This is a genomic window from Protofrankia sp. CiP1_Cm_nod3 (assembly GCF_982290655.1).
The window spans coordinates 1-12297 of sequence record NZ_CEVIVD010000133.1; the positions used below are offsets into that span (position 1 = coordinate 1).

4 protein-coding genes are annotated in these 12297 nt (G+C 73.4%); 2 read left to right on the plus strand and 2 right to left on the minus strand.

What is annotated here, in order from left to right; genetic code table 11:
• Positions 1-1389: ATP-binding protein (locus tag AC5LUJ_RS19570; protein WP_493465468.1), on the plus strand; the 1389-nt coding region annotated here is incomplete at its 5' end.
• A 75-nt stretch (positions 1390-1464) separates the two neighbouring features.
• Here the strand turns inward: AC5LUJ_RS19570 and AC5LUJ_RS19575 are convergent.
• The gene (locus AC5LUJ_RS19575) at positions 1465-5901 is read right to left on the minus strand and encodes an FtsK/SpoIIIE domain-containing protein (protein ID WP_493465469.1); all 4437 of its coding nucleotides are present in this window, start codon (positions 5899-5901) and stop codon (positions 1465-1467) included.
• A gap of 449 nt (positions 5902-6350) precedes the next feature.
• Here AC5LUJ_RS19575 and AC5LUJ_RS19580 point away from each other — a divergent pair, with 449 nt between their 5' ends.
• Positions 6351-8255, plus strand: coding sequence for a hypothetical protein (locus AC5LUJ_RS19580; RefSeq protein WP_493465470.1), 1905 nt, complete (start codon positions 6351-6353; stop codon positions 8253-8255).
• 37 nt (positions 8256-8292) lie between these two features.
• On the opposite strand, the gene AC5LUJ_RS19585 is transcribed toward AC5LUJ_RS19580, so the two are convergent.
• Complete coding sequence (locus tag AC5LUJ_RS19585) at positions 8293-11958, minus strand: ATP-binding protein (protein ID WP_445548792.1); 3666 nt, start codon at positions 11956-11958, stop codon at positions 8293-8295.
• Between the last annotated feature and the right edge of the window lie 339 nt (positions 11959-12297).

The following is a 12297-nucleotide window of genomic DNA, read 5'->3' on the forward strand; positions in this document are numbered from 1 at the left end:
GACCTGCCGGGGGTGGCGGTGCTGCTGCGGGGCCGGCGCCGGGTCGGCAAGTCGCGGCTGGTGGAGGTGTTCTGTGAGCGGGCACACGTCCCGTTCGTGTTCTTCCAGGCGAGTCAGGGCGCCGATCCCGCCGCCGAGCGGGCGGCGTTCGCCGCGGCAGTGGCCGAGTCCGACCTTCCCGGTCGGGATCTCTTCGAGTCCGGCACGGTTCTGCCGACCTGGGCGGCGTCGTTCCGTCAGCTGGCCGCGGCGTTGCCCGCCGACACACCGGGCATCGTGGTCATCGACGAGATGCCGTGGCTGATCGAAACCGACCCGGCGCTGGAAGGGGCGCTGCAGACGGCCTGGGACACGCAGCTCTCGCGCAAGCCGGTCCTCCTGATCCTGATCGGTTCGGACCTGGCGATGATGGAGCGTCTCGACGACTACCGGCGGCCCTTCCACCAGCGGGGCACGGTGATGGTGCTGCCACCGCTGAATCCGGCCGAAGTCGGCGCCATGGTCGGCCTGCCGGCTGCCGGAGCCATCGACGCGTACCTGGTTACCGGCGGCCTGCCGCTGATATGCCAGGAATGGGGGTCCGGCCAGTCGGTCGAGAGCTTCCTCGCTGTCTCGCTCGCCGACCCGACGTCCGCGCTGCTGGTCTCGGGAGAACGGTCACTCGCCGCCGAGTTCCCAGGGTATATCCAGGCCCGCACGGTGCTGGCCGCTATCGGTAACGGCGAACGTACGTGGAGCGGCGTTCGCGCGGCGGCGTCCGCCGGAGCCGAGCCGATGGCGGCGAGTTCGCTGACGAGCGCACTGCGCCTGCTCGAAGCCAAACGTGTGGTTGCTGTCGACACCCCGCTTTCGACCAGGCCGGCCGAGAAGGAGCGCCGTTATCGGGTGGCCGACCCATATCTGCGCTTCTATCTCGCCTATCTCGCAGCCGGCCTGCCGCTCGTGGAACGGGGGCGAGGGGATCTGCTGCTGCGGCGGGTTAAACGATCTTGGTATGCCTGGCGTGGCCGGGCGGTGGAACCGCTGGTTCGGGAGGCCCTGCTGCGTATGGCGCCGGAACTCGGCTGGCCCGAGGTGGAGGCCGTCGGTGGCTGGTGGAACCGGCAGAACAACCCCGAGATCGACGTGGTCGGCGCTGACCGGGCGGGGGCTGCGAACCGGATAATTTTTGCCGGCAGTATCAAATGGCAGTCGACGCAGCCGTTCGACCAGCACGACTATGCCGCGCTGGTGCGTGATGTCACCGCGGTGCCGGGCTTTGACACGTCGACCGAACTTCTCGCCATCAGCCGGACGGGTGCTGCCGCCGGTGTTCCCGCCCGTTCCATCGGCCCAGAAGATCTTCTGGCAGCGTGGAGATCTCTCCCGCGGAACGGGCACCCCGCGTAGGCAGCCGCGTCCCCGAGGACTGGAGCAGCCGTGGTCTCCGTCGAACCGGGGCCATTCATTCTCAGTGACGGACGGCTACCGGGCGAGGTGGATCAGGGTGGTGGTGCGGGCGGTGGCGAGGTGGCCGCGGCCGGGTGGGGCGGCGAAGAACTGGTCGGGTTCCAGTTTGAAGCCGTGTTCGCGTGCCACCACGGGTGAGGTGGGGGTGAGCAGCAGCCGGGCACCGCTGGTCATGACCTCGCTGACGACACGGGCGAGGGAGCGGCGCTGGCCGGTGAGGATCGGCGCGGCGTCACCGCAGAGCACGAGCGCGTGCCGGCCGAGCGCGCCGGGGCTGGCGATGTCCTGCAGCAGGGTGGGGCCGTCGGCGAAGCTGACCTGCGTCGGCACCAGCGTGATCTGATCACAGTCGTCGACGACCACCGCGTATCGCCCGTCACCGAACGCCTCGGCGGCGGCCCGCAGGTCGGTGTCCTTGAGGACGGTCCCGGTGACGACCCGGACACCGCCGTCGTCCCCGATGAGGCTGGGCAGCGGTGAGCGGGGCGGGGCGATGACCAGGACGCCGACACCGGCCCGCCGCAGCCCGCGGGTGACGACCGCCGCCGCGGTCGTGCGTCCGGAGCCGGCCGGGCCGGAGACGAGCAGCAGGTGCGGCCCGGCGTCGAAGAAGTCCATGCCCACGACGTCCACGTCCGGGCCGCCCACACCGAGCGGCAGCCAGGTGCCCGACGGAGCCGGGTCGGGCAGCCGGAGCTCGTCGACGGCGACGTGGGCCGGCAGCGGGGGGAACGGGCGCGGCAGCCCGGCCGCCGTGTGCTGGCCGGCTGTCACGGGCGGGCCGACGACGGGTGGCCCCGCTGCGGGCGGTCCCGCCACGGCTGGCCCCGGCATGGCCGGCCGCACCGTGACCGGCCCGGTCACGGCGGCCGTGGCCAGGCCCGCCGCGGACAGCCGGGTGGTCACCTGGCCGATGAGGGTGCCGGCATCGACGGACGGGCGGCAGATCTGGATCTGGGCCCCGCTCGCGGCGTCCGCGGCCCGGCCGGGTACGGCCGGCGGGCTGGCCGCCCCCGACGGCAGATGCGCCCGGCGCAGCTCCTCCTTGCCGAACGGCAGGAGCAGCCGGTGGGTGAACAGCGTCGCCACCTTGCTGGTGAGCAGCTCCTGGCCGCCGAGCGGCACGACATGCACACCCAGCGGCGGCCCGGCGACGATCGTCTCGCGCAGCACGGTCAGCAGCGACGTCTCCAGGAAGGTGGGGTCGCCGCGGTTCTCGAACTGCTCCCAGCCGTCGACGATGACGACGATCCACGGATCCCGCCGCCCGGCGGCCGTCACACCGCCGCCCGACCGTCCGATCTGACGTCGGGCGACCTCGTCGCGCAGCCAGGTGACGAACCGGCGGATCCGGTCGGGCTCACCGCCGGCGATCACCGCGCCGCAGTGCGGCAGCTCCGCGTAGGCGGCCAGCCCCGCCGGCTGGTGTTCGATGACGTACACCTGCGCCTCGTCCGGCCGTAGGCGGGACGCCAGGCTGGTGATCAGCGTGCGGGCCAGCGTCGTACGGCCCTGCTGCGGCCCGCCAGCGGCCAGCAGCCGGTCGCTGCCGGCCAGATCGAGCACGGCCGGCGGCTGGGCCTGGGCGTCAGGGGAGTCGACCAGACCGTACGGGACGGCCGTCGCGGCCGGTTCGCCGTCGCCCCAGGCCGCCGCAAGATCGTCCAGGGTCAGGTCCGCGGGCAGCGGCGGCAGCAGCGGCCGGAACGGCGCCGGGCGGCCCAGCTGACGCGCGGCGGCCTCGACCGCGCGGAGGGTCAGCGTCTGGTCGGTGGCCGCGCCGCCGTGGTCGGCCCGCTCCTCGGGCCGGGCGGTGCCGAGCGTGGCCCAGCCCACGATCCGGATCCGGGCGGGCGGGGCGCCACCGGCGGGCGGCGGGTCGCCCAGGTAGCCGGACTGGAACAGGCGCGGGGTGCGGGTCTCGTCCTTCGTGCACAGGATCATGCCGCGGCCCCGCAGCCGGCCCGGGATGGCCGCGGCGTCCGATACGCCCAGGACCTCGACGCTGTCGGCCGGCTCGTTCTGCCGGAGCGTGATCCGCAGGTCGATGTTGTTCTTCAGCTCGGCCGACAGCTTGCCCTGCAGCGACTGGGTGGCCAGCACCAGGTGCATACCGAGCGACCTGCCCTTGGCCGCGACGTTGACCAGCGCTCGCAGGAAGTCCGGGGACGTCTCCAGGACGCGCGCGAACTCGTCGAAGATCATCACAAGCCGGGGCAGGGCGGGCAGCCCGGGTGCGCAACGCCGGGCGGCCCAGTATTCGTCGATCTCCCCGCCGTACCGGGCGAGCAGGGACTCCCGGCGGCGCACCTCCGCACGCACCGAGGCGAGCACCCGCTCGGCGGCGGCCTCGTCGAAGACGTCCGCCGCGGTCTCGCCGGTGGAGCGGATGAGCCCGACGACGTGCGGGCAGCGTTCGAACGGCAGGAACGCGCTGCCGCCCTTGAAGTCGACGAGAACGAGGTTCAGCTCGTCGGGGGCGTTGGCCAGCAGCAGGGAGGTGACGAGCGTCTGCAGCAGGATGCTCTTGCCCGCGCCGGTGGCACCGCCGAGCATCGTGTGCGGCCCCTGCCCGGCGAGGTCGACGGTGACCGTCCCGTCCGCGTCCGCGCCGAGCGGCACCTGTGTGGTCGGCCCCGGCTGGTCCGCCCACAGGGCGAGCACGTCGTCCGCGGACGCCACACCCACGCCGACGAGGTCGAGGAAACGCACCGGATAGGGGATGGCCGATTCGGCGCTGCCCAGTGACAGCCGGTCACGAAGCGGCGCGACGGCGCGGGCGAGCCGTTCGGCGTCGTCCGGGCTGGTGCCCTCGGCGCGGCCGACGCTGACCCGCTCGCCGCGATTGTGGGTGAGCTGGACGGCGCCGGCGTCGTCGACCTGGCACTCGGCGCGGCACTCGTTCATCCCGTGCCGGTCGACGGCGATCACGTACACGCCGACTTCCGGGCCGTCCCGCAGGATCGCCTTCATGCCCGGCAGGTTGCGCAGCGCGAGCGCGCCGTCGAGCAGGACGACGACGTCCTCGGCGAAACGGACGTTGCCGGCGCCCCGGCGTTCGGCGGACCGGATGGTGATCAGATCCCGGAGTTCGGCGATGCGGCTGCTCCGGGTCTGTTCGGTGTTGCCGACCCAGCAGGGCACGGGGCCCGCGCTGTCGGCGGCGACGTGCGGCAGCCAGGTGGCCCACGCCAGGTGGTTACGGCTGCCGGACGTGATCAGGACGATCCGGAGGTCGTCGGGGCTGCGGAGCACGCTGAGCTGGACAAGCAGCCAGCGGGCCAGGCCGTCGGCCGGCCCGTCCGCTCCGGTGACACCGAGGACACCCACGGTCCGCAGATCGACGGTCAGCGGCACGCCGTGCAGGGTGGGCTCCTCGAAACCGGCCCACCGTTGGCCGCGCAGGTCGATCGACGCGGCCTCGCTGACGATGCCCACCCGCAGCCGCAGGCCGTCGGGGGAGTCCGCGTTGCGTGGCCACAGCCGGCGGTCGGCTCCGGTCGCGGCGAGCGTGAGGTCCAGCCGGTCGGGCGCCTGCGCGCGGCGGATCTTCTCCTCGGCCGCCACGAGAGCGGTGATCCTGTCCAGCGTGGCCGCCTTCTCGGCCTCGAAGCGTCGGTCGTCGGCTGCTCGTTGCCCGCGGGCCACCAGCTGGGTGCCGAGAACGCTGACGGGACCGAGCAGACACATCAGCAGGACGAGAGGGTTATGCAGGACCACGAAGAGGACCGCGCCGGCGACGAGGGGCAACAGGGCGGGGATCCACAGGGCGCCCCGGGATGCGGTGTGCCGGGACGGGGCCGATGGCAGCGTTAGCTCGGTGCGGCTGACGGTGGGTGTCGGCGCGAAGGCCCGGTCGAAGTCGAGACGGCCGTCCTGGCCGCGCGTGGTCTGCAGCGGGGTCCGCGGCAGTGGCACCCACTCCATACGGTCGGTACCGGTCTCGAGGACGGCGCCGGCCGGGAGGGGAACCGGGCCGGTCACGAGCGCACCGTCGATCAGGGTGCCGTTGCTCGAGCCGAGGTCCTCGACGGTGGCCGTGGCGTCCGAGGACACCGTGAGTGCCGCGTGCCGGCGGGAGACCTCGTCGCAGCCGAGCGCGGCCTGGGTCTGCGGATCCCGTCCCAGCAGGTGGCGGCCTGGCGCGAGCCACACGACCAGGCCCGCGTCGTGACCGTCCCACACCCGCAGCGCACCGGCGACACCAGGTTGGACGGCGCGCGGCCAGGGGCCCGCAGCGCCGATACCGATCGTCGCGCCATGCACCAGGGGGCTTTCGGCAACGCTCCCGGCGCGGTCGAGCGGCTGGTCGCCGACGAAGCAGCGGCGGCCGTCGACCAGCAGCGGCAGCGTGTCGAGCACGGAACCGACCTCGGTCTCGGGAGCGGCCGATATCTCGACGTCGCGCCGGGTATCCGCGTCGGGGCCGTGCACACTCAGTCTGAGGATCATCTCCTGCTTCGCTCCCGTGCGCGTTCCATACCACCATCAGGCGGCATCACCGCCGATGTCCCCGTCGCACCTTTCACAAAATAATCCAGTCACAACCGGGCAGGGCTCTCCTGTGGGCTACCGTGGGGTTTACGGTGGCATAAACTTGATGATGTGGCGACCATGATGCGGGTGAGTCCCGCGACCAGGGAGCGGGTGCTCCGGGCCGAGGTGCGCACCGTCCTGGCCCAGATGATCGACCTCTGATGGGACGCCCGGAGCGCGGCCGCCGATCCGCGGAAACCTCGGAAGAGGTGGGGCGGGGGCTGTCAGGCAACCGATAGTGACGTGGCTCAATTGGTCGTGGGAATGTGCTCTGCGAAGCAGGGTGGCCCGCCGGCGGTATGACGACCGAGCGGCTCGTCACCTGTCGGCGGCATCGACACCGGGCATACAGCAACGGGGGAGCGATGAGCATTGTCTCCAGGCCGGAGATCCCATCTTCCGAGCGGGATGCCACTTCGCGGGATGTGACCTCATTTCCGTCCCGTGACCTGGCAGCGCTGCGTTTCCGCGAGCGGTTGGGAGGCTGTTTCTCGACCAGGGTGACCGACGACTTCCGGGCCGGGTTCGCCCAGGGCCGCCGCGCGCGGACGTCGATCCGTATCGACCTCACGGTCGACTTCGACGACGCCGACGCGCTGCTGCGTGACCCCAGCACACCGGCCCGCCCGTCGGGGCGTGCGTGGGTGCCGGTCCTGTCGAGCGCGCCGCTGACGATCGAGGGCGGCGAGTGCGTCCTGAACGAGCCCGACCCCGACCAGGTCGAGACCTGGCACGCGCGGTACCGGCTGGTACTCGTCGCCGACGACGGCGGACGATACGTCCTCGACGGTTTCAAGGAGCTGCACGATCATCCGGGGCTCGACGCGTGGTCCGACACGGCCATCCTCAACCTGACGCTGCGTACGGACGACGGGCGGACGCTCGGGGCGGGCCGTGCCCGGGCCGCGTGGCCTGGCCCGCTGCGGGCGCTTCGCCTGGGCCGGGGGCCCTGGGCGCCATGGGCGCCATGGGCGATCGAGGTGCGCGGTGTCGCCGACGCCGGCCGCCGCCGGGAGTACGAGCTGGCCGCCCTGAAGCTGCTCACCAGGCACCTGCGGCGGATCTACGGCGGCCCGCTGGACGAGGCCCGGCGCTTCCCCGCCGGCACCGGCCGCCGGCCGGCCGCCCCCGGGCGGCGGGCGCTGCGCCTGCCGGAGCCCGAGATCCGCTGGTGCGGCGAGGGCGGCCGCTGGCACGAGGGCGCCGAGGTGGGCGCCGACGGCTGGCTGCGCCTGATCCGCTACCGGGGCGGGGCGAAGGGGCCGGTGCTGCTCGCCGCCGGGTTCGGCATGTCCACCGGGGCCTTCGTCACCGACACGATCCGTACGAACCTGGCCGAGTTCCTGGTGGAGCACGGCTACGACGTCTGGCTGTTCGACTACCGTGCGTCCATCGACCTGCCGTCCTCGGCCACCCAGTTCACCATCGACGCCATCGCCACCGAGGACTGGCCGGCCGCGGTCGCGGAGGTCCGGCGGGTGACCGGGGCCGCCGACGTCCAGGCGTACGGGCACTGTGTGGGGTCCGGGTCGCTGCTGATGGCGCTGGCGGCGGGCAAGCTGCCCGACGTCCGCTCGGCGGTCTGTGCCCAGTTCCCGCTGCATCCGGTCACGTCACGGCTGAACAGGCTCAAGACCACCCTGCACGTCAGTGAGCTGCTCACCGCCGCCGGCCTCAGGCTGGTCCGGCCGGCCCGCCGGTTCACCCTGCCGAACGCCGCCGTCGACCTGGCGCTGCGCGCGGTGCCGGTACCTTCGCCGGAACGCTGCGGCCAGGCGCTGTGCCGCTGGATCAACGCCATCTTCGGCTGCACCCACCGGCACGCCCAGCTCAACCAGGCCACCCACGAGGCGCTCCACGGCATGTTCGGCGTCGGCAACATCGCCTCGCTCCAGCACCTGGCGACGATGATGCGGGCGGGCCTGGCCGTCGACGCCGCGGGCGGCGACGTCTACACCCGCGATCCGCGGTTCCTGCGGCTGCCCATCCACTTCCTGCAGGGGACGGAGAACTACATCTTCCTGCCGGAGGGGAGCGCGCGGACCCTGCGCTGGCTGCGCGACGCCAACGGCCCGGAGCTCTACAGCCGCAGTCTCCTGCCCGGTTACGCGCATCTGGACGCGATCATCGGCCAGAACGCCGACCGGGACGTCTACCCGCTCATCCTCCAGCATCTCCAGGCACCCGCCGAGGTCCCGGAGAGCCCCGTCGAGGCCGAGCGGAAACCCGTCGAGGCCGAGCGGGAAGCGGCGAGCGGGCCATCGCGGTGACCTGGCCGCCGCTGGCCGGGGCGTCGTGACGGCCGGGTCAGGCCCCTGGCGGTGTCCGCCGGGCGGCGCGGGTGCGTACCGCCTGCAGGCCGAGGCCGGCGGCGGTCCGCAGCGCGGCCGCGCGCAGGTCCTCGGCGCGTTCCCGGTCGCCGTCGCAGCCCCGCGCGGACAGCACGAGCGCGTACTCCGCCTGGGTGAGCGCGACGAACGGCGCGGAGCCCATCGTCTGGTGCCGTTCCAGGGCCGCCTCGAAGTGCGCGCAGGCGGCGTCCCAGCGGCCGAGCGTCCCGGCGAGCACCCCGAGATGGTGGGTGACCGCGCCGAGGAAGCCCGCCAGGCCCAGGGTGGCGTTGTGCCGGGCGAAGGGCAGGACGAGGTCGTAGAGCCGGCCTGCCCACTCCCGCTCCCCGACCGCGGTCACGGCCTGGATGAACGCGACGATGGTGGCCCACCACGAGTAGTTCTCGTCCAGGTCGGCCGGGGCGTCCGGCGAGAGCCGGCCGAGCAGCTGGCGGACCTGGTCGTGGGCGCCCGACTCCGCGCTCAGCCAGGCCCGCATCGCCGGCCAGATCTGGATGTGTGACTGGAGGGTGGCGATGTCGTCGATGAGCGAGCGGGTGTCGGCGAGGCGCCCCCGCAGCCAGAGCATCGGGAGGGCCTGGCCGATGGGGATCAGGTCGGTCTGCGAGTGGCCGAGCTGGCGCAGGTGGGCCTGCAGGTCGCCAGCCATCCGCTGGGCGTCCCCGTAGCGTCCCTCGACGGTGGCGACGACCACGTCCCACATGGACGCGATCCGCAGGAACTCGGGATGGCGCAGCTCGCGGGCGAGATCGGTGAGGGTGGCGGCGGTGTCGGCGGCCAGGGCGAACTCCCCCTGCCGGAACCGCGCGGACATCTTGATCCGCAGCCCGTCCAGGAGCAGTTCGTGATTGCCGAGCTCCTCGCCCAGCCGCAGGATCTCGGCGGCGTCGGCAAGCTGCTCGTCGACGTCACGGGGGCCGTCCAGCGCCCAGCAGCGGTGGCGCAGCACGGTGGCCAGGGTCGCGAGGTCCCGTACCCGCCGGGCCATCGCGATCGCCTCCCGGCAGAGGGCGACCCGTTCGGCGTACGGGCGCTCGTGGTGTATCCAGTGGGCGAGCCGGCCCAGGGCCCTGGCCCGCGCCGGGCTGTCGGCGTCGCCCAGGCGTTGCAGTGCCTCCTCCAGCAGCGCCCGGCCCCGCGGGTCGGGGCTGACCGCCGGGGGCAGCACCCCGCCGTAGCCGAAGGCGGCGCGGGTGAACAGGTCGGTGGAGCCGCCGCTACGGGCCGCGGCGGCGGCCTCGAGGAAACGGGTGTCGCGGGCCGGGTACTCCCCGGCCCGGCCATGGGCGTCACCCAGGGCGAGCAGCAGTTCGGCGCGCAGCCCGCCACCGTTGCGGTCCAGCACGTCCAGCGCGCGGCGGTAGTGCAGCACCGCGCCGTCGAAGGCGGCCTCCGCCAGGGCCCGGTCGCCGGCGAGCCGCGCGTAGTGGACGGCCCGGTCGGCGACGGCCGGGTCCGCGGACGCCCAGTAGTGGTGCGCGAGTTCGGCGGGGGCGCTGGCCTGGCGGTCCTGGAAGGCGTCCCCGATCCGGCGGTGCAGCCGGGCGGCGCGGGTGACACCCAGGCTGTCCCGCAGGAACCGGCGGACGACCGAGTGCGAGAAGACGTACCGGGCGGGCTGGTCGTGGTCCTCCTGCACCAGGCCGGCCTGCCCCGCCTCGTCGAGCAGGTCGAGCAGGCGCATCTCGTCGATCCTGGTCGCGGCGCTGAGGATGTCCACGTCGAACTCGCGGCCGATCACGGAGGCGACGTCCAGCGCGGCGGCGCACTCCCGGGACAGCCGGCTCAGCCGCCAGCGCACCAGGTCCCGCACGGTCTCGGGGATCTCGATCTGGGACGGGACCGGTGGCCCCGGCGGGTCCGTCAGGAGCGGCCGGTCCGGCTGGAGCGGGTCCGTGGGAGCCGGCGGCGCCGGCAGCGCGCCCGGCAATGCCGGTGGGGCCGACAGGTCTGCCGGGCCCGCGGGCAGGTCCGCCGGGGTCCGGCCGGTGGCCGGGGGAGGAGCCGGGGACAGCGTCCCCACGTCCACCAGGTGGCGCATCATCTCCGTGAGGAAGAACGGGTTGCCCGCGGTGTCCGCCCGCAGCTCGCGGGCCAGCGCGAGGCCGGGCCCGGCCGGCCCGCCGCCGGTGACCCGCCCGAGCAGCGTCACGGTCTCGTGGTCGTCGAGGCCGCTGACGCTGATCCGCCGGCAGTCGACGTCCCGGACCAGCCGGGGCAGGAAGCCGCTGAGCTCCCCGTGGTCGGTGCTGCGGTAGGTGGCCACCACGAGCAGGGGAGTGGCCCGCGGCATCCGCGTGATGTGCTGTAACAGCAGCAGGGAGGAGCGGTCCGCCCACTGCAGGTCGTCCAGGACGGTCAGGACGGGGCGGCGGGTGGCCATCGTGGCCAGCCAGCCGTCGATGGCCTCGAACAGGCGGAACCGTTCGGCCTCGGGGTTGCCCGGCAGCGGGGCGCCGACGGCGCCGATGCGCTTGGCGACCTCGGGGAACAGCCGGGAGATCTCGTCGGCGTGCTCGTTGAACTCGGCGCGCAGCACGGAGCGCGGGCAGGTGCGGGAGTACTCGCTCAGCGCCTCCCGGTAGCCCTGGTAGGGGGCGAGGACGTCCTCGTCCCAGCGGCCGTAGAGCACCAGCCCGCCGTCGTCGAGCGCGATCCGCGCGATCCGCGCGGCCAGCGTGGTCTTCCCGATGCCGGGCTCCCCGCTGATCAGCGCGAGTACCCGGTGCCCGGAGCGGGCCCGCTCCCAGCCCTCCCGCAGCGCCCGCAGCTCGGCGGCCCGGCCGACGAAGACGGCGTCCGCCATGCTCGCCAGCCAGCCGAGGTGGGAACCGGCGGAATGCCCGGTGCCGGTGCCGCTCTCGGTGTCGGTGTCGGGGTCGGCGCCGGCGGCCGGCTCGTCGCGCGTCCCGGCCGGGGCGGACGCGTCGGGGGCCCGCAGCGGCGGGAAGGCGCTCTGCAGGCCGGGTACGACCAGCTGCCAGATCCGCTGCGTCTGGTCGAAGTCCTTCAGCCAGTGCTCGCCGAGGTAGCGCAGGCCGAGCCCGTCGGGCAGGGCGTCCTCGACGAGCGAGTGGGTGATCTCCGACAGCAGGATCTGCTCGCCGTGCCCGGCGGCGCACAGCCGGGCCGCCCGATGCACCCCGAGCCCGACGAACCGGCCGGTCCACGCGGTCGGCTCGGTGGTGTGGACGCCCATCCGGACGCGGACCCGGGCGCCGGCCGGCCACTGGTGTGCCGCCAGCGCGCGCTGGGCCGCGACCGCCGCCGCCACGGCGTCCCTGGAGGTGCGGAACGCGACGAAGAACGAGTCGCCCTGGGTGTCGATCTCCCGGCCGTTGTGGGCGGCGAAGGCCTGCCGCTGCAGGCGCTGGCAGGCGGCCAGGATGTCGCCGTAGCGGTCGCCGTGCCGGCGCACCAGCCGGGTCGAGCCCTCGATGTCGGTGAACAGCAGGGTCACCGTGCCCGTGGTGGACGGTTTGCCCGACAGGGGGTCGGTCAGCATGTTCTGGTCGATGAGAGAGCCAGGGGTGACCAGGCGTATCCGTGGGCCGGGTTCCACGGTGGCCTCGTCCGTGTCACATCGCCGGTCGGCAGCCCCGGAGGTGTTGGTGACGGCCACATCGCACCCCTCGGTTCCCGGGCTCTCCGACGTTACGGAGAAACCATGATCATAATATCTTTGATCCGCTGGCTGGATACCCGCTGGCGGAACCCGGCGGGGAAGCCTGCGCAGGGATATCAAAACACCTGCCGGGGCCGTGCACGCGACAACGGGCCGCCCATGGCCGGAAGCGTCGCGGAGGATTACCGGACGTTGCCGTGTGATTACAGCCGATTCACGATCGGAGGTTCACTTTCTCCGGGTAATCGGATTGATGCTACCGGTCGCCGCCGCCACGGCGGGTCGGCCGGACGCCTCGCTGCGCCCCGAGGTGGCCCCCGAGGTGGCCCCCGAGGT

Coding starts and splice junctions, on each gene's coding strand:
- AC5LUJ_RS19580 (WP_493465470.1), top strand. CDS start 6,351: ATGAGCATTGTCTCCAGGCCGGAGATCCCATCTTCCGAGCGGGATGCC.
- AC5LUJ_RS19575 (WP_493465469.1), bottom strand. CDS start 5,901: ATGATCCTCAGACTGAGTGTGCACGGCCCCGACGCGGATACCCGGCGC.